This window comes from Aquimarina aggregata, from assembly GCF_001632745.1.
GTDB classification, from domain to species: Bacteria; Bacteroidota; Bacteroidia; order Flavobacteriales; family Flavobacteriaceae; genus Aquimarina; species Aquimarina aggregata.
Genome location: NZ_LQRT01000013.1, coordinates 460,184 through 484,384 on the forward strand (window position 1 = coordinate 460,184; position 24,201 = coordinate 484,384).

The window sequence follows — 24,201 nt, forward strand, 5'->3', positions numbered from 1 at the left end:
AAGTTACATAAGAGTCAAAATATTTTCAGGCAGAATAGTCTTAGCTAGCTTTCATTAAGGCTTTATACTCTTTTACATGATTAAAAACACTATCTAGATAATCAGTTAAAAAGTTCGAACTTTTTATCATTGGGATCACAACAAGTATAAATATGTATTTTTTTTAAAAACCAAGAATGCTTTTACTATACTAGTAAAAAGACTAAGGATAACTGGGTCTTGTGCGCAATATTAGTATAGGTTTTATTCTTTCATTTTTTCATATCTGGCAATAAGTTTACTCTCAATCCAATCATTTTCTGAGAAGTCATAAATATTAAAATCAAATATAATCTCAAATTTAATATTGTTAATTCTATTTATTTTGAAATTGTTAATATTAAAAAACTCAAATTGATTAAAAGGGTCAACTTCTATTTCAATGTTACTATTTCTTGCCCCAATAGAATTGGAGTTCCATTTCAGCACATCCACAATCGATATGCACATCATCCCACGTTTCTTCTTCGTTCATATCGTTCATGTGTTGTGCATTACCAACCTTTGAAAACCCTCGCTTTTCATACCAGTCCACAGCAGACTTTGCACTTTCAACTTTTACTTTCATGATAGATTTCTGAATGGCATGTTCCAGCGCACTTCGTACTAGTGCTACACCAGCGCCTCTACTAGACCTGCTTCCTAATAACCATTTAATATATAGATAACGATCAGAATCCTTTCCTTCAACCGTAATTTGCATAACACCTATTAGGGAACTGCCCTGTGATTCAGCAAATTTAGTTCTGGCATTGTCGCCATATGTACTTATATCACGATAGGGTGGATTATCAGCAAAGTCTCGTGCTACATCTAAACCCTCATCATCTTGATCCATCGAGTCAGTAGAGCAAATATTTCTACCTTTATCATGAGTTCGCCCTTCAGTAACTTCTGCATATTCATCACCTATCTTTTTAACACCCTGTAACATAACATCATCATCCCAGACAACATCCTTAACCGTGACCTTAGACCAACCTGCTTCAGGGTCAACTACATCTTCACCTATATGGATCGTTTCACTTCTGATATATACATTTAAGGCTTTTACATCAATGCCTTTTATTTTCAATGCTCTAATCCATTCTACATTAGGTTGTCTTGTCCTATCGCTTTCTCTATTTGCTTCAATTTCTTGATTAGCCCCTCTTCGAGAGATAAAAAGATCTTCATCATCAACCTTGACTACTTCATTCTGTACTAGCTCGCCCCAAGGTCCAATTTCACTTTCTTCATATCCACCTTCCCCTAATATACTTCCATCCACTTCTTTAACAGCGTGAGTAACACCCCAAACTACTTTAGCCAAAGTAGGTTTCATTTGAACTGTTGTAGGTGATTCGCTATACGAACTAGTAATTTCATTATTTAATTTCTGATTACTTGTAAAACTACTCTCAAATAAAGCCTTAGCTCCCATCAAATCTGCCTCTTTCTCCAACCCAGCATCATTATTCACATTCACCTTGCCTTTCATTTGCATTGTTGGCTTTACTCTTCCTTGCTTCTGTTGTACAACATGCCAAGCCTCATGAGGTAAATGTTTTTCCTGTCCAGAGTCTAAATGAATATCTGTCCCTTGAGCGTAAGCATGGGCCTGTAATTGCGCAGGTTTACCTGAATTGTAATGAACCTTCACATCATCCATGGAATAACCAGAGAGATTTTCTATACCTGATTTCAAATTGTCAGGTAACCCTGTGTTATTTTCTTTCTTTTGAATGGGATTTTGTTGTTGCGCAGAATAATTATTTGTCATTTCCTGCAATTGAGCAGCTTGTTTAGCTTGTGGACTATTATTAGCCATCTCTTGCAGTATCCGCTGGACAACAGCTTCAGGTCGATTGTCGACGAATTGAAAAGTAGAATCACTACCGCTCTGCACTTGAGAACTAGCAGCTGATATCGATTGTCTTTTATTATCCTGTGTTTTGTCAGCGTGAGTATTCATATTTTTCTCTTTTCAGGTTTTGGCTTATTGCTTATAACGTTAAGTATATGAAGCGGAGCATCCCGCAGGGTGCTATGATTTCATATACAGTGTTAGGTGCTTTTTTTATCCTTTTCTATTAACTCATATTCTTGAAGAGCATCATTCCAAATATGTTCTTCATTTATTTCTATCGTCTTTTTTACCAATGCCGTTATTGCTTCTTGATTTAAGTTTTCTTTATTCAACTCCTCAATAAATAATGCCGATTCCTCTTTATTTAGCGATTCAGCTTTTTTATCCAAATTACAGCATCCATATCCGTCAAATGAAATTCGGACTAATGATATTTTGTTTGTTCCTATTCTATTGAAATCAATAAATACCGAACCATCTAAACAGCCCAAGTAAAAGTCAGCCTTTCTGGTGTTCGGCATTGTAGTTTTGAAAAAATTGAAATTCTTCATTCTTTAATCTCTTTTACTTCTTCTACTTGTGTATCCATAATCTGTCTCATAAGAATGAAAGAGAATTTCACGCCTTCTTTTTCTGAAATCATTTCATTGAGAAATATTTTGGATTTATCATTATAGGCTTCAGGGAAACTTATTTTCAAGTAGGTCATTCTCTTCTTTTTTTCTTCCCAAAACCGGTACTTGACTTCCTGGTGTCCTTCATATTTCTTTAAGAATCGATCGATTGTTAATCCTTCTCGATACCAATTAATGATCGGTTTACTAACCCAAACTGAATCCCAAGAGTTAAAGAATGGAAAGTGAGACACAACATTCCTTACAAATTTAAACAGTTCACTACCAATTTCTGATTCCATTGGTGGTCTGGCAGTTTTTAATTGCTCAATCACATGTTTAATCGGTTCGTAGTTTAACAATTCCGCATAAATAGCGAAGGCTTGTTTTATTTTCGAAAACCTTTCCCATTCATCCTTTTGCCAATAATCATCATTCATTACCTCATCATACAAATCATAAAATCGATTGTATGCTAAGGTTAGAAATTTTAGCTCCGTATTATTTGGTTTTAAGTCTTCCATCTAATTGCACCTAACAATTCGTTATGTTCACTAGTAAACATATTTTTAGTATACAAGTATACATATACCATGTTAATCAAGATATATGTTCACTTTTTTAATATTTATAACCGTGAATATATTTACATTTATTTTCACTTCTTTACGGCAAACCGCAATTGCATAAAAAAATAATCCCCAACTAAAAATAGTCAGGGATATTCTACAATAAAAAACACATCATTTTTATTGCAAACGAATGATCAATTTATTTTTAAGGCTTTGTTTTAACCGCATTATTTACTCTGGTCTTTACTCATCATCACAGTAGTATATTCATTGATACTCTCTTACACTCTTTTAAGAGCCCAGCTCTAATTGGTTTTTCACCAAACTATAATAATCCCCTTTGGTACTTACCAGTTCTTGATGATTGCCATATTCTACGATGCCACCTTTCTTTAAAACGATAATTTGATCTGCATTTTTTACCGTTGATAGCCTATGTGCGATGATCACTACTGTTCTATTCTTAAAAAAGCCTTGTAAATTATCGTGAATTATTTTTTCGTTTTCTGCATCTAGGGCACTAGTAGCTTCATCAAAAAATATGTACCTCGGATTTTTATATATAGCTCTGGCAATAAGGATTCTTTGTTGCTGCCCTCCAGAAATGCCATTGCCAGCGGCTCCTATTTTTGTTTTTAATTTTAACGGCAGAGATTCTATATACTCTTCTATATTGGCAATTTTAAGTGCATAAGCAAGCTTTTTATAATCTATATCGGTGTCTCCTGTAGCTATGTTTCTTTCTATAGTATCAGAAAAAATGTAACCATCTTGCATGACTACTCCGCAGTTTTCTCTTATACTTTTTGGAGATAGGTCGAGTATATTTGTATCATTAAAAAATATCTTACCATTATTAGGATTATAAAAACGTAATAACAATTTCATTAGCGTAGTTTTACCACTACCACTAGCTCCTACGATTGCTGTCACCTTTCCTTCGGGAATACATAGGTTTACGTTTTCTAAAATATTTGGTGCTATTGCTGTTCCGTATTTAAAACTAACATTTACTAATCGTATCCCCTTTTTTATGCCATTTTCTTTTATCGCTTCTATATTTTGAAGCTTTTTTTGATCGTCTTGTTCTTCTGTTGGGTGATTTTGGACTTCGTTTAATCGTTCTAAACTTAATTTGGCATCTTGCAAAGAGCGAAAGAAACTAATTAACTGATCAATTGGTGAGTTCATTTGCCCTATTATATAAGACACACTTAATAATGCTCCTAAAGTCATCTTACCTTCGACCACAAAAGTTGCTGCTAAAAAGGTTACAATTATATTTTTTAACTGATTAATAAATTCGAAACCAGAAATTTGTATTTGGTTTATTCTAAGAATCCTGATATTAAGGTTAAACAGTTTTTTTTGAATTTTTTCCCATTCTAATCGTTTAAAATCTTCAAATTGGTTGATTTTCATTTCTGTTACACCATTGATGATTTCATAAATAGATTCCTGATCTTGACTTCTTTGTTGAAATCTATAATAATCTAACCGTTTACGTTTTTTGAGCCAAAAGAAGGACCACATAACAGATATTACTGTTAAAAAAAGGTAGACTACAAATATTTTGTAATCATAATATATAAACACTCCAAAAAACACAACAAAAGTTATAATCGAGAAGAACGTGGTTAAACTTTGAGAGGTTAAAAACTCTTCTATTCGTTCGTTATCCTGTATTCTTTGTATAAAATCTCCTTTCTTTTTTGTATCAAAAAACTTAATGGGAAGTTTTAAAATGTTTTTTATAAAATCTGAAATAATAGTAATACTCAAATTTGTTCCAATATAGAGCATTAACCAGTTTCTAAAAATATCTATAGTAATAGTTCCTAAAAACACACCCAACTGAGCCGAAAGAATTATAAAGATAAAATCAATATCCTTAGCATTAACTCCTTTATCGATCAACATTTGCGTTAAAAAAGGAAAAATTAGGGTTAAACCACTACCAAACAGTAATAATAAAAACATATAGGTTAGCTGTTTGCGATATGGGGTAAGAAAGCTTAAAATATATTTAATTGATATTTCTTCTTTTTCGACAACTTCTTTTTCATAAAACTCTTCTCTCGGTATTAAAAATAAAATTATTCCGTCTTCGTCTTCAGAGTACCAAGATTCTAAAAACTTTTGTTCTGAAAGTTTAATTAAGCCATGTGCAGGATCTGCAATATGGTAATAGTATTTATTGGTAAATATATTTTTAGAGACTTTTCTTAATACTACAAAATGGTTCTGATTCCAATGAAGAATAGCAGGAAAATAATCTTTTCGTCCTTTAAGTTCTTCGATATTTAATTTGGTCGCTATAGCATCAAACCCGATATCATTTCCTGCTTCTCTTATTCCATTTAAAGACACACCTTCTCGAGTAATCGAAGAATTTTCTTTTAAATACTTTAAAGGATAATTTTTTCCATGACTACTGGCAACCATACTTAGACAAGCAGGTCCACAATCCATATTATCATGCTGATGTGTGAATTGAAAAGACATAAAAATATATTTTAGATGAAATTATGAGTTATTAATTATCAGAAACATAATCCTAATTATGGTATACTCTTTAGTATAAATTTGAATGTAATACCGGTTTAACTATTAATAATGTTTGATACATCTTTAACAATAGTATTTAATTTTGTTACCAGTTCTTTTGTAATACCAGTATCGTTTTTGGTACTCTTCAACTTTATTTTTATTGATTGATCATTTAAGATTATACTAACCCCATAAGGATTTTCGATAGTTATGTTTATGTTGGTGTCGTCTGCTTTAGGCAAGCCTATCGCATTTTCTAAATAAGAAACTATTTCTTCTTTTTTATTTTTCTTGAAAGTAGAAGTGAATACAAATTTTTTATTTGTACTTACTAACTTTACATTGGCTCCGTCATTCTTAGCCGAAATACTAAAACTAATCATAGGATTTTCTTTTGGCTGTTATTCAATAATCTCAATTGCTTTTTTATCGTATAGCAAAGCCAGAAAATAAAGGCTAGCTTCTATGGGCCAATCTTTTGAAAGATCTTTTATTAAAGAATCGACACTACATACTTCATGAGTATTCAATTTTTTAATGATATTCTCTAGTTCTGGATGATATTTTATTTCCATTTTATAACCTCTGGCAAAAAAAGTTAACTCATCCTCATATTTTGTGAAATATATTTTGAAGAAATTGGGAGTACTGATTTTTTTATCTTTTAACATGATATAGTCTTCTTCTAAATCAAAGACTTTTTCTAATGATAAGGTTGTGGGTAAACCAGACCATCCCCCGTTGCTTAGAATTGCTAATCTATATTCTTCACTAACATAATTTAAAACATCAAAAAGGGTATTATCTTTTTGAATATTCTCTACTGCTAATAAAGGTTTAACATTACTGGTATCACTATCTAAACTTAGAATAGAATCATCTTCATTAATGTATTGTAACGTAAATGATTTAAACATTTCTTCAGTGTATGTCTGTTTAGTAGGGTTATTAAACCATAATGTAATAGCTGAAGACAACTCTCCTGAATACCCTACATGCCATTTATTCCAGGGCATATAATACACATCTCCTGTTTTAAACTGATATTTTTGCGCATGCTGTAGTAACGGTTCTATATTAGGGTTGTTAGGCTTTGAATCTGCATATTTTGCATAAACGTCATCTTCCCAGTTATACATAATTTTATCTCCTGGTCCTAAGTGAAAATGTATTACATTTTCTCCTCTTCTATCTTGATGTATTCCTAAAGGAGTATACTCATAATTTCCAATAAAAATAGTTCCGTCCAGGCCTAATAACGGGTATCCCTTTTTTTGGATTAGCGGATCTATTTTTTCTCTAATTATCTTTGCCATTTCATTCGAATACTTTTCGGTAAAATTCATGATAATAGCAAATTTCTCACCTTTAAACACTCTTTCTGAATATGCTAAAATGTCTTCATTTTCTAAAGGAGGGTTGTTGAATATATTTTTTTTAATGTAATTTTCATTTTGTTCCTCATCTCCTAAATAAAAACGAAAACCCTCTACATTAACATTATACTCAAACATATTTTTCAAAATATTTAGAACCTCTATGCTTAGTTTTTTTACATCGATATCACTTAAAGCATTTTCAATTACACTCGTTTTTGTAAAATTTTCGTTTTTCAAGCAAAAATCGTCCCACCAATTCTCATTAAATTTTATTTCTTTTTCGATTAACGTATCCATAATTCATTAATTTTAAGTTAGATGTAAAACTAAGGAGTGCTTACACTCCTTAGTTCTAGTGATAATAATTTCAGAAAAGTTAATTAAGCCGCAGCTTTAATTTTCACTTTTACTTTTACTTTCACTTTATCTGTTCCTCCTTTTACTTGAGTTTCTTCTAGTGGAGAAAGAGTTTTTACATTTAAGAAGCCTTTTACATCAAATTTTTGATTTTTCATGTTTAAAAAATTTATAAATTAATAGTTTGTTGGCCCATTAGTTTAAAGACTTAAGAGCTCTTCTTTGGTCTTACTTGCAAGTATTTCTTAATTAATTCTATCTTTTTCTTCTTCGTTTTTAATTTCACGTTCTTCAACATCTATTTTTTTACCAATATTGTATACCAGAGATACTCTAAAATTTCTGGTATCATAATAGTTTTTGAAGCTTGTTCTTAAGTTATTTGAGAACCCTTTATATTCAGGTTGATTACTTTTAAGAATATCATTTCCTGATAAGGTTATTTGTAAATTTTTATCTAGTAAGAAAAACTTTAATGATGCATCTAATTGTGATAGAGCAGTGTTCCTGTCTAAATTATCCACTCCATCAGAAGCCAATATATATGATACATTAAAAAGTATTTTTTTGTCTTTATAAAGTACAAAATCACTTCCTATATAGCTCTCTAAATTCCATCCTGTTAGTGATTGATTTGTCACAGGTATACTTGATCTGGAGTCACTGTAATACACATTCATTACTAGGCTTGTAGAAACTCCTTTAAATGGTTCGAATGATATCATTTCATAAAGTCCTATTATATTTGTCTTTATAAAATTTTGTGCAAACAACCGTTGTGTATTTGTTGTTTCGTCTACAATCGTAACATACTCAAAACCGTCCTCTAAGCTAGAAAAGTACAATGAATTAATCCAGTTATCATTATAGGTATAATCCAACTCGATATTATGAGTAAATGAAGGTGTTAGATTAGGATTTCCTTCAGAGAATGAAAAGTTAGAAGAATACCACCTAAAGGGATTTAGCCAACTAAATGTAGGTCTATCGATTCGTCTACCATAGTTTAGAGAAAATGTATGCATATCACTAGGTACATATGATAGGTAAGCCGTTGGAAAAAATTCTGTATACGAATTATTGTTCGTTTGGTTGGATACAATAGACTGCCCTTTAATTTCAGTATTTTCCATTCTCACGCCTATTTTTGCTTCTATTTTATCTCCAAAATTTTTGTGGGCTGAGAAATATAGTGCCTGGGTATTTTCTGTGTAGTTAAACTCGTCACTTTGAGAAGGATCAAAAACAGAAACTCCCGACGACAAATCATTAAAGACAACCTTGTTATCTGTTTCAGAAAACGATAGCCTCCCTCCATAATTAAGGCTTATATTTTTTAATGGGTGTTCCATATCAAGATTCGCAGAATAATTAGTGATATCTTGTTTTCCTATATTTTGAGCAGAAAAAAAGGAATCCGTTATTAAAGAACCATCACCTAAGAAATTATTTGATGACACATTTCTATTATCATTATTTTGATATTTAAAGAAATCAATATCTACCGAGAGTATCTTACCAATCGAATCAATAGTATAGGTAAAATTTGTATTGATCGAATTGTATTTTTTCTCTCTATTCGTTCTTGCTCTCGTGCTAATTAAAGAATCTAATTCTTGTGTTAAATTATTGGTTAGCGTTGCTCTATTATTTTCGACTATATCTGGTTTGCCATAATTTCCTATATACTGAACACCTATACTTGTTTTATCTGAAATTTGATAATTAGTCCCTAATTTATAGGCAATAAGATCTTTGTAATCTCGGCGATTGCTTCGTTCATTCCAGAACTGTTCAGGATAAGATATTTTATTTCTTCTTAAAGGAGCTATCGATCCGTTAGAATAGTTAACATCAGAAAATAAAGACCACTTATTTTTTTGATACGTAAATCCTACTCCTACGTTGCCTGTAGGATAAGTTGCTTGTTGATACGATGAACGTAATGAGGTGTTCCAACTATTAAGCTTCGCTTTCTTTAAGTTAATATTTATTAATCCACTATTACCTTCTGCAGCATATTTTGCAGGTGGGTTAGTAATTACTTCGATACTTTTTATATCATCTGTTCTAATTGTTTTTAGAAAATTAGATAAATCATCTCCTGCTAATTGTATAAGTTTATTGTTTACTAGAACCCTCATTCCGCTTTTTCCTATCATAGAAATCTCGTCATTCTGAACCCTAATTCGTGGCGCTACCTTTAATGCATCCAGTGCATCACCTCCACTTGCAGCAATTGAATTTTCGACATTAAATATTAACCTATCTACTTTTCGTTCAATCAGTTTTTTCTCGGCCCTAATAACAACTTCGTCTAACTGATTATTACTTTCTACTAAAGAAATGATACCTAAATCTGTATCTTCATGTATGGTTATTTGTTTTTTCCAATTTTCATAACCAATAAAACTAATTAGTAAAACAAAAGGTAGATCTGTTTTAACTGATATATTAAATTTTCCTTCTTCATCTGTTATAACTCCTGTAATTAGCGAATCATCAGTAGCATTCTGTACAATCACATTAGCATAAGCTATTGCCTTATTTTGCGAATCTCTAACGATGCCTTGATACGTCTGAGTATAAGCTAAACAGCTTGTTAATGTTAGGAGTGCTATGATGATTGTATCTTTCATATAATTTGTATATCTATATCTCAAAATTAATGCGTACTGTTTCAATTTTGACTACACTAAAGAGTAGTTGTATGCTGGAGTATTGAAAACTACACTTTTGGGTAGTCTTGAAGATTCTACTTGAGGCGTTGACTTGCGAACAGAGGCTAATGACTTATTTTTATTGTAAAAATCTATTAATCCATCATATGCCATTACTATTGGAATAGTTTCTGATCCTAAATAATCTATAGACTTGCCTATAATGGTTGCTTTTATACCTAATAAAGACAATATTCGTAGTAATTTTCCATCACATTCTGCAAAAACTATATTGTCTTTATGTTGACAAACAGGAGCTATAGCACAAACCATTAATTGCTTAAACAAGTTAATATCGCGTACTCCTTTTTTTATCGCAAACCTCCCGATATGGAAAATGTTATTTATATTGGTTTGATTAATGCACAATAATGGATTAATTCTAAAAATCTTTTGAAGAGGTAAGGTGTCTACATAATTCCACCTTAAGACACGAATAGCTCCTAAAATTGATCCTATACAATCCTTAGTAACATAAATTTCTGAATTATTATAATATGTTACTTCTTCATCATAAATTGAACGTACATCTTTTCTGTAATCTTTTGGTAAAATTTGATTTGAATGATGGTTAAAATTTTCTGTAACAATGAATTCTGCCAAATTTAATATTTGATCTGATCCAAGCTTTTCTAAATAGGTTTGTGTGAGTATCATATTGAAATATTTTACTGCCAAAGCTATCTAGATAAAACAGCCTCATCATTACACAAAAAGGTAGTAATGAGGGATCTATAAAAGAACTACACTTTTGTGTAGTTTGATTATCCTTCTCGATTAAAAAAGTATATCTTTGTTTTAGAGGATATTTTATTTATGGAAGATATAAACGATTTTTTTCATTTTAAAAACACAGTTAACAACATTTCTAATGATGAGCACAAACAAACTGCTAATTATTTAGAACCAATAAAGGCATTTGCCAGAACTACTTATAAGAGTATTTATGTTATTGATTATCATAAAAAAGAATTTGAGTACGTATCTGATAATCCGTTATTTTTATGTGGGCATACTGCGCAAGAAGTTAAAGAAATGGGGTATGCTTTCTATTTTAAATATGTCATAAAACCTGATTTAGATCTTCTTTTAAAAATAAACACTGTTGGGTTTGACTTTTTTGACAAAATACCTCTAGAAGAAAGAAAGAACCATACTATATCTTATGACTATTGTCTTAAAAATCAAGAAGGAAAGAAGATTTTAATTAATCAAAAACTAACTCCTTTATTTTTGACTAAAGATGGCAAAATATGGAAATCTATTTGTATTATTTCACTTTCTGCTGAGCATAATTCGGGAAATATAAAGATTTACAAAAAAGGAGATAATAAAGTATTTAAATATGATCTGGAAGGTGATTTCTGGACGAATACAGAAAAAATAAAATTAACAAGTCGAGAAAAAGAAATACTACAATACTCTACAAGAGGATATACGATAAATGAAGTTGCTGAAGCTATATTTGTTTCACCTGATACAGTAAAATTTCATAGAAGAAAATTATTTGAAAAATTAGAGGTAGTTAACATTTCTGAAGCCATTGCACATGCTACAAATAATAAGTTAATTTAGCTATTCATTATAGTAGACAAGTAGAATTCGGGGAATTTCTTGTACTCTTTGTTAGTAGCGATATTAAAAAGTAAATGTGCGCACATTCCAGCTACCGTCCATGATGCTATAGACAGTTGAGGAGGAGGTAAACTCTCTTCTTCGTTTTTATATTTTTCTATAATATCGTCTATCCAAGTATGAGGTGTTCCCCAAAATTTTAAATAATTAGACGCATATTCTACCATATTTACTTCACTAAAATTTTCATCAAATTTTTCTATTGTATTTAATGCCAATCCATTAGGTGCAATTACGGTAACTAATCCACCCCATCCCAAATTATACGGATGCAAAATAGGGATATTATTCTCTTGGCAAATCTTATCAAAGACTAAAGGTACTTCAGAAGTGAAATCCAAGGCATTAATAGCTATTTTATGTCCTTTGATATACTGTTCAACATTTTCTGTAGTCAAAAAACAATTATGAACGGTAATAGTCGCATTCTCATTAATAGATTTTAATCTGTTTTTAATTGCTTCTGTTTTATCAATAGAGACATCATTTTGAGTATAATTTTGACGGTTTAGATTAGACAATTCTACTTGATCGCCATCAATAATAGTAATATTTTCAAAACCAAGCCTCAATATACACTCGGCTATCACACTTCCTATGCCGCAACCTCCTAAAATTATTGGATAATTCTTAATGGTTTCTTGCTCATTCGCATTCAGGTATATTCTATTTCGACTATATCTAGTTTTCATATAATGGGGTTTATTACAAAATTACCATTCCATTAGTGATTAAATGCTACACTAAAGGGTAGATTTCAAATATGAACTCATGGCTATCTGTTTAAAAAAATAAAGAATTAAGAATAGTACTAACAAATTACATACATAGTTTATAAATTCATATTACATCTCAAACAGATTATTAAAAGATTTGGTGGATTTTAATAAATACAAAATCTTAAGGTAAGTGTAAAAACTTTTATGATTCATAATCACTGCTGTCAACCGATTTTATTTTTGATTTTCAGACAATTCTCTTAAAACACGAATTGCTTGGTCAGCATCTTTTTTGTCAACAAAAATATGGTCATGATAATATCCTGCTATTACATTACAGCTAATTCCATTTTTTGCTAGTTCTGTAGAAAATATGGCGGTTAAACCTACTGCATCAAGAGATGAATGAATCATAAGCGTAATCCAAGAAGCAACATAATCATAACTTAGGTTTAATTCGTTTGCTTTTTTTCTTTCAATAACAATAGTAGTCCCTTCTTTTTCTTTAAATTCACAAATAGTGTCTGCTCTATCTATTTTATTAAGGTTAGTTACTGTCGAAAACACGTATTCACCTTTGTTTAATTTAGGAGTCATTCCTTTTATTAGTTTAGAAATATCTGTTTCTCCAGTCATTGTATGTTTATTGTTTACCTTATTTTTAATTTGTGGCTTTACTATGCTTTTATTTCGTTAACAAACCTAACAAAACAAACTTTATTACTTAATACAGTTATGATTTAACATAAAACTCTTGACCTAATTCGAGTTTCATAATCATAATAAATAAATTTAAATCATCCGCTTTAACTTATATTGATTTGGTTAGTTTTTGGTTTGATAAACTATCCAAATTTTTCTAAAAAAACAATATCATTATAAACTCAAAACAATCTTCCTGGTTTTATTCTTTTTGTATATAAATTAACAGATGGATTACCAAATGCCTTGGTCATTTTTTTATACATCTTATCAGGTTTGTCGTTTTTTCCTAATAGTAGATCCGAAGCTAATAGACCATAGCACAAACAGCCTTTGGCACCTATACCTGACATTCCTCCAACAACCGCTATATTCGTATCAAGAACTCCATACTTATTAAAAATATGAGTGACTATAGGTGTTTTTGTTCTTGTCTCTGAATATACACAATTATAGCTTTTAACTTCTTCAATATCCTTTTTTGACACATAGATCTCTAGCATTTCCAGGTGTTTCTTAAACTGTTTTTTTATCCATTTTAGTTCTTTTTTTTGTGGCTTTTCGTCCCAGATTTTTTCTAGGTCATGAATATTTCGTCTTCTTTGATGCCCCCCAGCTTTTATTATAGGAGAAACTCCTTCTTTAAGTTCGGATATCATTGCAAAATACTCTTGTTTTATTTGAGAAAAGAATGGTAGACTATTAAATAATGCTTCTTTCTCTACTTCGGACAACTGCCCATAACGATCATCGGTAATCTTAAAAAACGATAGCACAACTTTTTTTGGGCTTATAATCTTATTAAAATAAGGGGCAAACTCTTTAAGTACGTTTACCGTATATGCTCCCGAGCAAACAACAACTTTTTTAGCTTTGAGTTTATGATTTTTTTGTGTTTTCATATTCAAAACGCTTACTTCAAAAATGTCATCTTTTTTTACAAGCCCAACTACCTGATGTTCATACTTTATCTCTCCTCCTTTTTTTTCAATTCCCGAACGCAGTTTTTTTAATAACTCGGTTGGATTTAAAGTCCCCGAATATTGTCTTTTCTCTCGAACTAAAATTGTATCATCAGGAATCGACATTCCAAATTTTCTAAAAGAAGAACTCGGCGAGGCTCTATTAAAATCCTTTTTTTGTTTTTTAAATCTTAATTTTTCAATTTTGGCATATTCGTTTTTATGATAAAGATAGGAAACAGGAGATGTCGAATAAATTTCATCTATGGTATGTTGTTGTTTTGGTTCTTCTTCATTTAAATACTCGAGTAGTCTAGTAACTTCTTGGATCGTTTTATTATGAGCATATGAAAACACATCTTTTTTCGGGCCCAAACTTCTAGCAATACGCGTATTTCCAATACTTGATCCTTTAAAATAGTTCTGACCTTGTTGTTCGATCATTACTACTTTTGCATCACGATCAACTAATTTCCATGCGACCGAACTTCCCATTAACCCACCGCCTATAACTACTATCTTTTCCATCTATAAATATTGATTTATTATGCATTAATGCTCTTAAGAATATATTCTAATAACCTCACCATTAACTCTACCGCTAACGCTTTTTCTGTATCCCATTATCATTTTCTCCATAGGGATAGGAGGATGGCCAGGGAAATAGCTTTCATATTTATGATGTGCATCTACAACCACACCAGATGACACCACATTTACTCTTATTTTTTTCCTCATTTCTATAGCTACAGCTTGCACAAAACTATGTATACCCCCATTAACCATTGCGGCACTAGTGGTTTGATATACGGGATCATCGGCCAGTATCCCTGTAGTAAGTGTTATAGATCCTTTCTTTTTCAAACATTTATGTCCATATCTAACTACATTTACTTGCCCCATTAATTTACTTCTTAACCCTATATGAAAATCAGTTTCAGAAAGATCTTTAAACGGAGCCCATTTTGCCTCACCTGCAGCACATATTATGGCATCTACTTTTCCTGTTTCTTTTACTTTTTTATATAATTCTTTGATGGATTTGGTATCTGCGATATCTACTGGGTAATCTTTAGAACTTCTACCTGCAACAATAACTTGATGCTCTTTTGAAAAAAACTCTACAATCTTTTTACCAATGGTTCCCGAACCACCAATGACTAGTATTTTCATAATTTGTTTTTTAAATTAAAATAGCTTCTTGCAACATCAAACTGTTAATTTGATGATTGATATTTTTTATATAATGACTTAAAACATTACAGGAGAAATTCAGTGTATTGTCTAATTAATTCCTCATTTCGTTTAAAGTATGACCATTTGCCGTGTCTAGTTATGATCAATAAACCGCATTTTTCCATATTAGCCAGATACGTAGAAATCGTAGATTGTGATAGCCCTGCTTTTTCTTGAATATAGGTTACACAAACCCCATCATTAAAGTGCTTTAAAGTCTCGTGAGGGGGGAAATGTTTTTCAGGTTCTTTCAACCATTCTAGAATTTGTACCCTAGGGTTATTAGATAAACATTTTCCTATTTCTGTTGCTAATTTTAAATTCATACACATAAATATATCGATAATTCTCGATATATAGAAATGAAATTACATTATTCAATATTTATTTATGTTTTGTTCTCTTAAAATCTTAATACCATAAAAGAGAAAAAGTCATAAAAATTGTACAACCAGCTTTACAATAAAAAAGAAACTCATACATGTTTAAAGAACCATACATAGCCTTTATCAATTATATCATAAACATATCCAAATTTCTTTTTTCCTTTAAACTATAATAAATAGTTTTGTTTAGAATCATTTTGATAAAAATACTATGGCTTTAAACACACATAAAATACCTGTAACGATCATTACAGGTTTTCTGGGATCAGGCAAAACAACCCTTATACATAACATTGCAAAAAATGCTAACGGGAAACGATTAGCTATCATCGTGAATGAATTTGGTGAATTAGGAATGGACGGTGAAATTCTAAAAGGAAATGACTGTGGATGTGAAGAAGAAAACATATTAGAGTTAAGTAACGGTTGTTTGTGTTGCACAGTTCAAGAAGAATTTTTACCGACGATGTTACAGTTAATGGAGCGTAAAAAGGATATAGATCATATTATTGTAGAAACATCTGGTTTAGCGTTGCCTAAACCTCTATTAAAAGCCTTTAACTGGCCTGACCTTAAACCTCAAATAACAGTAGATGCAGTGATTACCGTTGTAGATTGCGTTGGTCAAGCTACAGGAGAAATTTGCGATCGAGATAAAGTGCAATCACAACGACTAGATGATGAGAACCTAGATCACGAATCTTCTATTGAAGAACTATTTGAAGATCAATTATCTTGTGCAGACCTTATCATCATGACAAAATCTGATCTGATTAATGAAGAACAATATATTCAAGTCCGTGATGTTATACAAAACCGAGTAGGAGATAATATTAAGCTAATTTCTGCAGTAAAAGGAAATATTCCTACTGAAGTACTACTAGGAATCGATGCTAAAGCCGAAGATCATGTAGATAGCAAACATTCTCATCATGAAGCGCATCACCATCATGATCATGAGCACGGGCACGACCACCATCACGATCATGAACATGATGAAAAGATCAATTCTATCGTTATTAATGTAGCAATCCCACATACGCCAGAGATATTAATTAAAACATTAAAATCTCTTGTAAAAGAGCATCACATTTATAGAATTAAAGGGATCATTCACGTACCCGGAAAACCTATGCGTATGATTGTTCAGGGAGTAGCAGATCGATTCGAAAACTATTTTGATAGAAGATGGAATGAAGGTGAGCTAAAAGCAACACGCCTCGTAATTATTGGTGAGCAAATAGAAGAAGATAAATTACAACAGGCATTAGAAGCAAAACTAACGACACCTATAGAGGCTTAAGTTTATGAAAATATACACACGTAAAGGAGACACCGGTATGACCGGAGTTTTTGGAGGAAAAAGAGAATATAAGGACTCTGCCCGCATAGAATGTAATGGAGCATTAGATGAGGCTAATTCTACCATTGGGTTACTAAGATCTAAGCTAGAAAATGATCATGAATGGCAACAAAATCTACATAAAATTCAAAAGGATTTAATGGATATGATGTCACATTTGGCAAGACCTTCTAATTCTAAAAAAGAAAACACCAACCCAAAACCTGTAGACGGAGCCGATTTTTGCGAACAATGGATGGATGCTATGGAAGCACAGATCAGTTCTCCTTCTGATTATTTTTTATTGCCTGGAGGTAATGAAATTTCGGCACTATGCCATGTATGCCGCACGCAAATTAGAAGAGGAGAACGAAGACTTGTAACCCTTATGCATGAAGATCCATCATCTGTAGAAGAGTACGTGGTGGCTTATATTAACAGATTATCAGACCTATTCTTTACTATGGCCAGAGCAGAAATGGATAAAGCAGGAGTCGCAGAAGAAAAATGGCAACTCTTTTTGTATAAAAGAAAAAAGAAAAAAACAACATAATTTTGCAAACCATCTATGGCATTGCTTTGGGTCCCGGAGATCCAGAGCTCTTGACTTTAAAAGCATTACGCACCTTAAAAGAAGTCGATCTTATTTTTTATCCTGGATCTATCACAAAGGGTACTAAAAAAAGTTATGTATTTCCTATTTTACAATATCATGGGTTAGAGAAGAAAGAACTTAAAGGTTTTTTCCTAAAAATGTCTAGTGATAGAACACAAGCTTCTACAGTCTATGCTCAAACAGCAAAAGAAATTAAAGAAGCTTACCATTTAGGAAAAAAAATAGCTATCGTATGTGAAGGAGATATTAGTTTATATGCTTCTTTTTCATATCTATTGGCCGAACTTCAAGATTTACAATTACCAGTTTCTTTGATCCCTGGAATCAATTCTTTTTCGCTAGGTGCTGCGCAACATTTAGTACCCTTAAGTCTATTAGATGATAAGATTGCAGTGATCCCAAGAATTAAAGAAATTTCAGAAATCACTAAGTATTTTGAAGTATTTGACACTGTGATATTAATGAAAATAAGATCCGGATGGAATAATTTTCGGTTAGAATTAGCAAAAAAAGATTGGAACTGCTACTATTGCGAGCGCTTAGGAACTAATCAAGAATATATTACTTCAGATTTAACCAAACTGACTCATAGAGAAATACCATATTTCTCATTATTAATTATTAAGAAATGATCAAAGTTGTAGGGCTAGGCCCTGGACATTCAGACTATATTATTCCCATGGCTACAAAAGCAATTTCAGAGGCTACAGTACTCATTGGGTATCATTATTATTTTCAATTTATACAACATTTGGTGCAGCCTAATGCACTATGTATAGGAAAAGAACTTAGCGAAGAAGAAAAAAGAGCCGAAATTGCAATCCAACATGCCCTAGAAGGAGAATCTGTTGTTGTTATTGGTTCAGGAGATGCCAGTATTTATGCTATGGCATCAATTGTATATCAAAAAGTTGCAGAGCAGCAATTAGAAATACCTGTAGAAACTGTACCTGGTATTTCTGCTTTTATTACAGCCGGCAGTAAATTAGGAGCTGTTTTAGGTCATGATTTTTGTTGTATTTCTTTGTCTGATTTAATGACCCCTTGGACCACTATTGAAAATCGTATTAGGGCAGCTGCAATAGGAGATTTTGTTACCGGATTATACAACCCAAGAAGTAAGAAAAGGTATTGGCAACTTAAGGCTTTAAAAGATATATACCTAGAATATCGCAATGCAGAAACCCCCGTTGCTATTTGTAAACAATTAGGAAGAACAGAAGAACATATTAAAATCACCACATTAGAAAATCTAGATATTAATGATGTTGATATGTTTTGTGTGGTGCTTATTGGGAATAGTCAAACGTTTAGATATAAAGACAATTTAATTACCCCCAGAGGATATTTAAATAGAAAACCAGAAACAGGATTAGAGATCCAACAGGCTAGTTTTACAGAAATACTTAATAATATCCCCCCAAACACATTACAAAAAGATACACTTTGGGCAGCTATTCGATGTATTCATACATCAGGAGATTTTGAGTATATCAATTATATAAATACATCAGAAAAAGCTATTGCTATTTGGCATGAATACCTTAAAGATGGAGGCACCATTGTAACTGATGTAACTATGGTACAAGCGGGGATCACAAAGGCATATACCAATAAATACAATAATCAGGTCGTTTGTTTATTAAATGATCCAGAAGCTTTAACCTTAGCTGAAAAAGAGGGATTAACAAGAACACAAGCTGGTATAAAATTGGCAGCAAAAAAATATCCAAAAGCGTTATTTGTTATCGGTAATGCGCCTACAGCATTAATTGAGATAACAGATCAAATTCATGAAGGTATACTATCCCCTACCGGTGTTATTGGAGCCCCAGTTGGATTTATTAATGTAATTGAATCTAAAGAACGTTTAAAAACGATAACAAATACTCCTTATGCGCTAATTTCAGAAAAAAGAGGAGGAAGCAATTTTGCTGCTGCTATTGTAAATGCAGCTTTTACCCTTGAAGAAGCTAAATCTGTGGCATTATGATAGAACACTCGCAACGATTGTTTGATAAAAATGAGCAAGAATTATTAAAAGAAATTTTAATGCATCGCAGAGATGTTCGTGGAAATCGTTTCTTGAGTACCCCGATTCCTCATACAGCAATTGATACGATACTAGAAGCTGCATTTTCGGCCCCTTCTGTTGGATTTTCTCAACCGTGGGAATTTGTACTCATAAAAGATCAAGCAACCAAACGTGCAATAAAAGAAACATTTTCTGAAGAAACTGCTCAGGCGGCTCTATTATTCGAAGAGGAAAAGCAAAAAGAGTATATAAAACTTAAATTAGAAGGGATTATAGAATCTCCTTTAAATATCGCTGTATTTTACAAACCTAAAAAGGGCCCCGTATTAGGTCAAACCAGTATGCCGAATATGGGAAAATATAGTGTGGTATGTGCCATACAGAACATGTGGCTTATGGCAAGATCTTTAAATATCGGAATGGGATGGGTAAGCATTTTAGATCCAAAAAAAGTTAAAAAAGTACTTAATGCACCATCTGAAAATCAATTGATAGGTTATTTATGTTTTGGGTATACAGATATGTTTTATAACCAACCTGAGTTAGAGCTTAGGAAATGGGATAGAAAAAAAATGCGACAAGAAGTAGTTGTAGAAGAGCAATATAATCCTTCCTAAATTACTAAAGCTATATACAAATATCGTTATGACTTTTCATATTATAGGCATTGGAAATAAAGCGCCTAATTTTAATAAAGAGCAGCTACAAATTATTCTAAAACATCACATATTTAGTGGAGGAAAACGCCATTATGAATTGGTTAAGCATAGTCTCCCAGAAAATCATCAATGGATATATATTCAATCTCCGATGTCAGAGGTTTATAAAACCTATGAAAAAGTAGAAGCCCCCATTATCATTTTTGCGTCGGGAAACCCGCTGTTTTATGGATTTGCAAACACGTTAAAAAACAAATATCCAAATACTGAAATCATAATCGAACCCTATTTTAGTGCTATTCAATTACTAGCAAATGCAACAAATACCAATAGTAATCAACTGCAAACAGTTAGTGTTCATGGCAGAACATGGAAAACATTTGATGTCAGTATAATCCAACAAAACAAATTGATCGGTGTACTTACCGACCAAGAGAAAAACCCAGCAGCAATTGCGAAACGTATGATTGATTATGGCTATACAAATTATGATATTATTGTTGGGGAGGATATAGAGGGCGATAACGAAAAATTTCATGAGTTATCATTATATGAAGCTGCAAAAAAAGAGTTTCATCCCTTAAATTGTGTCCTTTTAAAAAAGAAAAATCATCGTGTTATAGACTTCGGAATAAAAGATAAAGACTTTGCAGGATTACAGAATAGGCCTAAAATGATTACCAAAATGCCTATTCGATTACTAACATTACATCTTTTAGAAATTTTAAACTCTTCGGTATTCTGGGATATTGGTTTTTGTACTGGATCTATTAGTATTGAAGCAAAATTAAAAAACCCGGAAGTAGAAATAATTGCTTTTGAAAAAAGAAAAGAATGTAAAGCGATACTCAACGAAAATCAAAAACGTTTTGGAGCTCCTGGGATTCAAGCTATTATTGGAGATTTCTTAGAACAAGATCTAAATAAATTACCAAGACCCGATACTATATTTATTGGGGGACATGGTGGTAAACTAGAAGACTTTTTTTTAAAAATTCAATCTTTTTTAAAACCCACAACTACCATTATTATTAATGCCGTAAAAGAAAATTCGATCCAACAGTTTAAACGAAGCTGCGCTAATATTGAATACAAGATCATAACCGAACATATTATTACTGTAGATGCTCATAATCCTATTACATTATTAAAGGCAAAAAGTATCAAAAACTAAGCTTGATTCAACATAACTTCTGGTATCTTTGTTTTTGATATTTTTCATAATTCCCTTCTAAATATTTATGTCAGAACATACTCTAAAAATCGCCATACTCTGCTTTACAGATCAAGGACTACAAATAGCCAAAACACTGCAAAAAGAATTCTACCGTTCTAAAGTGTACACCACAAGAAAGGTAACGGCTAACAAAGACATTCACCAAATTGATACTGCCAGTCAATTAATGAGTGCTTCTTTTAATAGCTACGATGCTTGGGTTTTTGTAGGTGCATTAGGCATATGTGTTCGTAGTATTGCTCCACATATCAAAGATAAAACATCAGATCCTGCAATAATAAACGTGGACGATCAAAGTAAATTTGTGCAATCTGTTCTTAGCGGACATGTTGGAAAAGCAAATATACTCACAAAACAAGTAGGCAGAATATTAGATGCGCAGGCGGTACTTTCTACCTCGAGTGATCTGCAAGAATTGTGGTCATTAGATACACTTGCAGAAACATATGGTTGGAAAGCAAAAAGCAATACTGGTACCAACGAAATCATCTCTTTATTTGTAAATAGAAAATCCACAGCACTCATCTTAAAAATAAAAGATAAAGGCACATCATATTTAGAAAAAAGCTGTCCCGATTTTGTCGATATATATTACGATCTTGAAGATTGTAGCCTAGATACCTATGAATTAATAATTTATGTAGGATATGAAGTTATAGATTGTAAAACCCCTATAATTACCTACTATGCTCCCTGTATCGCAATAGGTAGTGGTTGTGCCAAAGATATTGCACCTTCATTATTAATTGAAGATATGGAGTCTGCTTTATATCAAAAAGGGATTGCAAAAGAAAGCATTTATGCTATTGGATCTGCCTCAATCAAAAACGAAGAACAAGCTTATCTTGATTTCGCTTCACGAAATAAAATTCCTTTTATTACTTATACAGGAGATGAACTAAATACTATCGACGTTGCTAACCCTTCTGAAGTGGTTAAGAAAAAAGTGGGAGTTTATGGAGTATCCGAAGCAGCCGCAGCACTAATTGCAGGGCAATCCAAATGGCTTGTTGAGAAAACCAAAGTACTCACCCAATCAGGTAAAAAGTTTACGTATGCTTTTAGCCTAGTAGGCGTTTACGAACGAAAAGCAAGTATTGCCATTATAGGTGCGGGATCAGGAAACCCCGAACTGTTAACCCTAAAGGGTCAATACATTCTAGAAAATGCAGATTGTATCCTCTATGCTGGTAGTTTAGTTCCTGAAGCATTAACGCATATGGCAAAGGAAGGAGCGCTGGTTAGAAACTCGGCTTCTATGACCCTAGAAGAACAAATAGCAATCATAGACAGGTATTATACCCAAGGAAAATCTATTGTACGATTACATTCTGGCGACCCATCCATTTATGGTGCTATACAAGAACAGATGACTATTTTTGATGAAAAAGGATATGAGTATTATATCGTTCCTGGAATTTCTTCTTTTCAAGCAGCTGCAGCATACCTAAAATCAGAATTTACAATTCCGGAAGTTGCACAAACTATAATTCTTACAAGAGGAGAAGGAAACACACCGATGCCTGAACATGAGAAAATAGCTGATATGGCTAAGCTAAGAGCTACAATGTGTATTTTCTTAAGTGTTGGTATTGCCAAGAAAATACAAAAACAACTCTTAGAATACTATCCTGAAGATACTCCCTTAGCCATACTTTATCGTGTAAGTTGGCCCGATGAAAAAGTTTGGATCGGTACTCTTTCTGAATTGACACAAATTATTAAAACTAATAAACTTACTAGAACAGTTATGATTGTAGTAGGCGAAGCCATTGGAGCAAGAAAGAACCGATCATGGTTATATGATGATAAATGGCATCATATTTTTAGAAAAAAAGAAAAAATAGCTGAGAATTCATGATACTGGTTTTTGGTGGTACTACAGAAGGTAAACAAGTAGCTAAAACACTTGATAAACTGGATCTTTCATATTATTATTCTACCAAAACTCAAGTAGATTATACAGGGCAAGGAACTCCCATATTTGGTGAGATGACCTCAACCCTACTAGAATCTTTCTGTCTTACGAATAACATTACCATCATTATTAATGCTTCGCACCCCTTTGCTATACAATTACACCAAACTATTGCTAAGCTTTCTTTACCAATTCCTTTAATTCGTTATCAAAGAAAATTCTCAACACGAGTTTCACATCGACTTGTATCACATATTGATAGTTTTGAAGAAGCCATAAACCTTTTTCACACGAATAATTACCAATCATTGCTTGCTTTATCTGGTGTGCAAACCATCATAAAACTTAAATCATATTGGAAAACACATCCCACTTGGTTTCGTATTTTAGACAGAGATTCTTCTCGTGCTATTGCCTTAGAAGCTAATTTCCCTAAAACACATTTACTTTTTGGATACCCACAATCTAAAAAAGAAGAAATAAAATTGTTCGAGAAGATAGCTCCAGATGTTATTTTAACCAAAGAAAGTGGCAATAATGGTAAACTAGAAGAAAAAATACAAGCGGCTCTTCATTTAAAAATACCTATAGTAATTTTAAAAAAACCAGAAATTTCGAATCGGTATCTTTGTATAGATACTACAGACGAATTGACAAAACTGGTAACTTAATTT

23 protein-coding genes are annotated in these 24,201 nt (G+C 32.2%); 9 read left to right on the top strand and 14 right to left on the bottom strand.

Features of this window, described 5'->3' with window-relative positions; all coding sequences use genetic code 11:
* Positions 1-427 precede the first annotated feature (427 nt).
* The 9 genes from AWE51_RS13320 to AWE51_RS13355 all read right to left on the bottom strand — a co-directional run bounded on the left by AWE51_RS13320 (position 428) and on the right by AWE51_RS13355 (position 10,737).
* Positions 428-1,993, bottom strand: coding sequence for a GNAT family N-acetyltransferase (locus tag AWE51_RS13320; RefSeq protein ID WP_066314216.1), 1,566 nt, complete (start codon positions 1,991-1,993; stop codon positions 428-430).
* Between the two features lie 92 nt (positions 1,994-2,085).
* Positions 2,086-2,439, bottom strand: coding sequence for a hypothetical protein (locus tag AWE51_RS13325; RefSeq protein ID WP_082832428.1), 354 nt, complete (start codon positions 2,437-2,439; stop codon positions 2,086-2,088).
* On the bottom strand, positions 2,436-3,026 hold the full coding sequence (locus tag AWE51_RS13330; protein ID WP_066314218.1) for a hypothetical protein: 591 nt from the start codon (positions 3,024-3,026) through the stop codon (positions 2,436-2,438). Before AWE51_RS13330 ends, AWE51_RS13325 begins: the two co-directional genes overlap by 4 nt.
* A gap of 339 nt (positions 3,027-3,365) precedes the next feature.
* Positions 3,366-5,579 (bottom strand): peptidase domain-containing ABC transporter, encoded by a 2,214-nt coding sequence (locus AWE51_RS13335; protein WP_066314220.1) that lies wholly within the window; start codon positions 5,577-5,579, stop codon positions 3,366-3,368.
* 98 nt (positions 5,580-5,677) lie between these two features.
* On the bottom strand, positions 5,678-6,007 hold the full coding sequence (locus tag AWE51_RS13340; protein ID WP_066314221.1) for a hypothetical protein: 330 nt from the start codon (positions 6,005-6,007) through the stop codon (positions 5,678-5,680).
* Positions 6,008-6,025: 18 nt separating this feature from the next.
* Positions 6,026-7,300, bottom strand: a complete 1,275-nt coding sequence (locus AWE51_RS13345) for a hypothetical protein (protein ID WP_066314222.1) — start codon at positions 7,298-7,300, stop codon at positions 6,026-6,028.
* Between the two features lie 83 nt (positions 7,301-7,383).
* Positions 7,384-7,518 (bottom strand): hypothetical protein, encoded by a 135-nt coding sequence (locus AWE51_RS27125; RefSeq protein ID WP_255420533.1) that lies wholly within the window; start codon positions 7,516-7,518, stop codon positions 7,384-7,386.
* A gap of 87 nt (positions 7,519-7,605) precedes the next feature.
* The gene (locus AWE51_RS13350) at positions 7,606-9,999 is read right to left on the bottom strand and encodes a TonB-dependent receptor domain-containing protein (protein WP_066314223.1); all 2,394 of its coding nucleotides are present in this window, start codon (positions 9,997-9,999) and stop codon (positions 7,606-7,608) included.
* 51 nt (positions 10,000-10,050) lie between these two features.
* Positions 10,051-10,737 (bottom strand): hypothetical protein, encoded by a 687-nt coding sequence (locus AWE51_RS13355; protein WP_066314225.1) that lies wholly within the window; start codon positions 10,735-10,737, stop codon positions 10,051-10,053.
* A 159-nt stretch (positions 10,738-10,896) separates the two neighbouring features.
* Here AWE51_RS13355 and AWE51_RS13360 point away from each other — a divergent pair, with 159 nt between their 5' ends.
* Positions 10,897-11,655, top strand: a complete 759-nt coding sequence (locus AWE51_RS13360) for a response regulator transcription factor (RefSeq protein WP_066314227.1) — start codon at positions 10,897-10,899, stop codon at positions 11,653-11,655.
* Here AWE51_RS13360 and AWE51_RS13365 read toward each other — a convergent pair.
* The 5 genes from AWE51_RS13365 to AWE51_RS13385 all read right to left on the bottom strand — a co-directional run bounded on the left by AWE51_RS13365 (position 11,652) and on the right by AWE51_RS13385 (position 15,660).
* A complete protein-coding gene (locus tag AWE51_RS13365) occupies positions 11,652-12,407 on the bottom strand; it encodes a ThiF family adenylyltransferase (RefSeq protein ID WP_066314228.1) in 756 nt (251 codons plus the stop codon). The two genes, AWE51_RS13360 and AWE51_RS13365, sit on opposite strands and share 4 nt — an antisense overlap.
* Before the next feature lie 261 nt (positions 12,408-12,668).
* Positions 12,669-13,070, bottom strand: a complete 402-nt coding sequence (locus tag AWE51_RS13370) for an ACT domain-containing protein (RefSeq protein WP_066314230.1) — start codon at positions 13,068-13,070, stop codon at positions 12,669-12,671.
* A 248-nt stretch (positions 13,071-13,318) separates the two neighbouring features.
* The gene (locus AWE51_RS13375) at positions 13,319-14,626 is read right to left on the bottom strand and encodes an NAD(P)/FAD-dependent oxidoreductase (protein WP_066314232.1); all 1,308 of its coding nucleotides are present in this window, start codon (positions 14,624-14,626) and stop codon (positions 13,319-13,321) included.
* Positions 14,627-14,659: 33 nt separating this feature from the next.
* Positions 14,660-15,271 (bottom strand): short chain dehydrogenase, encoded by a 612-nt coding sequence (locus AWE51_RS13380; RefSeq protein WP_066314234.1) that lies wholly within the window; start codon positions 15,269-15,271, stop codon positions 14,660-14,662.
* A gap of 86 nt (positions 15,272-15,357) precedes the next feature.
* The gene (locus tag AWE51_RS13385) at positions 15,358-15,660 is read right to left on the bottom strand and encodes an ArsR/SmtB family transcription factor (protein WP_066314235.1); all 303 of its coding nucleotides are present in this window, start codon (positions 15,658-15,660) and stop codon (positions 15,358-15,360) included.
* Between the two features lie 271 nt (positions 15,661-15,931).
* Here AWE51_RS13385 and cobW point away from each other — a divergent pair, with 271 nt between their 5' ends.
* The 8 genes from cobW (at position 15,932) to AWE51_RS26135 (ending at position 24,198) form a co-directional block, all read left to right on the top strand.
* Positions 15,932-17,023: a cobalamin biosynthesis protein CobW gene (gene cobW / locus AWE51_RS13390; protein WP_066314237.1), complete on the top strand. Its 1,092-nt coding sequence runs from the start codon at positions 15,932-15,934 to the stop codon at positions 17,021-17,023.
* A 4-nt stretch (positions 17,024-17,027) separates the two neighbouring features.
* Positions 17,028-17,615: a cob(I)yrinic acid a,c-diamide adenosyltransferase gene (locus AWE51_RS13395; RefSeq protein ID WP_066314239.1), complete on the top strand. Its 588-nt coding sequence runs from the start codon at positions 17,028-17,030 to the stop codon at positions 17,613-17,615.
* A 2-nt stretch (positions 17,616-17,617) separates the two neighbouring features.
* Positions 17,618-18,310, top strand: coding sequence for a precorrin-2 C(20)-methyltransferase (gene cobI / locus AWE51_RS13400; protein WP_232517386.1), 693 nt, complete (start codon positions 17,618-17,620; stop codon positions 18,308-18,310).
* Entirely contained in the window at positions 18,307-19,671 is a 1,365-nt protein-coding gene (gene cobJ / locus AWE51_RS13405) for a precorrin-3B C(17)-methyltransferase (protein WP_066314242.1), read from the top strand. The genes cobI and cobJ overlap by 4 nt, the downstream gene beginning before the upstream one ends.
* A complete protein-coding gene (bluB, locus tag AWE51_RS13410) occupies positions 19,668-20,330 on the top strand; it encodes a 5,6-dimethylbenzimidazole synthase (RefSeq protein WP_066314243.1) in 663 nt (220 codons plus the stop codon). Before cobJ ends, bluB begins: the two co-directional genes overlap by 4 nt.
* A 28-nt stretch (positions 20,331-20,358) precedes the next feature.
* Positions 20,359-21,546 (top strand): precorrin-6y C5,15-methyltransferase (decarboxylating) subunit CbiE, encoded by a 1,188-nt coding sequence (gene cbiE, locus AWE51_RS13415; protein WP_066314245.1) that lies wholly within the window; start codon positions 20,359-20,361, stop codon positions 21,544-21,546.
* Between the two features lie 67 nt (positions 21,547-21,613).
* A complete protein-coding gene (gene cobM, locus AWE51_RS13420) occupies positions 21,614-23,470 on the top strand; it encodes a precorrin-4 C(11)-methyltransferase (protein ID WP_066314246.1) in 1,857 nt (618 codons plus the stop codon).
* On the top strand, positions 23,467-24,198 hold the full coding sequence (locus AWE51_RS26135; RefSeq protein WP_082832429.1) for a precorrin-6A/cobalt-precorrin-6A reductase: 732 nt from the start codon (positions 23,467-23,469) through the stop codon (positions 24,196-24,198). Before cobM ends, AWE51_RS26135 begins: the two co-directional genes overlap by 4 nt.
* Positions 24,199-24,201 lie beyond the last annotated feature (3 nt).

Excerpts from the sequence above, each read along its gene's own strand:
- AWE51_RS13395 (WP_066314239.1), top strand. The coding sequence starts at position 17,028 with ATGAAAATATACACACGTAAAGGAGACACCGGTATGACCGGAGTTTTT.
- AWE51_RS13370 (WP_066314230.1), bottom strand. The coding sequence starts at position 13,070 with ATGACTGGAGAAACAGATATTTCTAAACTAATAAAAGGAATGACTCCT.
- AWE51_RS13375 (WP_066314232.1), bottom strand. The coding sequence starts at position 14,626 with ATGGAAAAGATAGTAGTTATAGGCGGTGGGTTAATGGGAAGTTCGGTC.
- AWE51_RS13380 (WP_066314234.1), bottom strand. The coding sequence starts at position 15,271 with ATGAAAATACTAGTCATTGGTGGTTCGGGAACCATTGGTAAAAAGATT.
- AWE51_RS13335 (WP_066314220.1), bottom strand. The coding sequence starts at position 5,579 with ATGTCTTTTCAATTCACACATCAGCATGATAATATGGATTGTGGACCT.
- AWE51_RS13340 (WP_066314221.1), bottom strand. The coding sequence starts at position 6,007 with ATGATTAGTTTTAGTATTTCGGCTAAGAATGACGGAGCCAATGTAAAG.
- AWE51_RS13355 (WP_066314225.1), bottom strand. The coding sequence starts at position 10,737 with ATGATACTCACACAAACCTATTTAGAAAAGCTTGGATCAGATCAAATA.
- cobJ (WP_066314242.1), top strand. The coding sequence starts at position 18,307 with ATGATCAAAGTTGTAGGGCTAGGCCCTGGACATTCAGACTATATTATT.
- AWE51_RS13360 (WP_066314227.1), top strand. The coding sequence starts at position 10,897 with ATGGAAGATATAAACGATTTTTTTCATTTTAAAAACACAGTTAACAAC.
- cbiE (WP_066314245.1), top strand. The coding sequence starts at position 20,359 with ATGACTTTTCATATTATAGGCATTGGAAATAAAGCGCCTAATTTTAAT.
- cobW (WP_066314237.1), top strand. The coding sequence starts at position 15,932 with ATGGCTTTAAACACACATAAAATACCTGTAACGATCATTACAGGTTTT.
- AWE51_RS13385 (WP_066314235.1), bottom strand. The coding sequence starts at position 15,660 with ATGAATTTAAAATTAGCAACAGAAATAGGAAAATGTTTATCTAATAAC.
- bluB (WP_066314243.1), top strand. The coding sequence starts at position 19,668 with ATGATAGAACACTCGCAACGATTGTTTGATAAAAATGAGCAAGAATTA.
- AWE51_RS26135 (WP_082832429.1), top strand. The coding sequence starts at position 23,467 with ATGATACTGGTTTTTGGTGGTACTACAGAAGGTAAACAAGTAGCTAAA.
- AWE51_RS13325 (WP_082832428.1), bottom strand. The coding sequence starts at position 2,439 with ATGAAGAATTTCAATTTTTTCAAAACTACAATGCCGAACACCAGAAAG.
- AWE51_RS13350 (WP_066314223.1), bottom strand. The coding sequence starts at position 9,999 with ATGAAAGATACAATCATCATAGCACTCCTAACATTAACAAGCTGTTTA.
- AWE51_RS27125 (WP_255420533.1), bottom strand. The coding sequence starts at position 7,518 with ATGAAAAATCAAAAATTTGATGTAAAAGGCTTCTTAAATGTAAAAACT.
- AWE51_RS13365 (WP_066314228.1), bottom strand. The coding sequence starts at position 12,407 with ATGAAAACTAGATATAGTCGAAATAGAATATACCTGAATGCGAATGAG.
- AWE51_RS13320 (WP_066314216.1), bottom strand. The coding sequence starts at position 1,993 with ATGAATACTCACGCTGACAAAACACAGGATAATAAAAGACAATCGATA.
- cobM (WP_066314246.1), top strand. The coding sequence starts at position 21,614 with ATGTCAGAACATACTCTAAAAATCGCCATACTCTGCTTTACAGATCAA.
- AWE51_RS13330 (WP_066314218.1), bottom strand. The coding sequence starts at position 3,026 with ATGGAAGACTTAAAACCAAATAATACGGAGCTAAAATTTCTAACCTTA.
- AWE51_RS13345 (WP_066314222.1), bottom strand. The coding sequence starts at position 7,300 with ATGGATACGTTAATCGAAAAAGAAATAAAATTTAATGAGAATTGGTGG.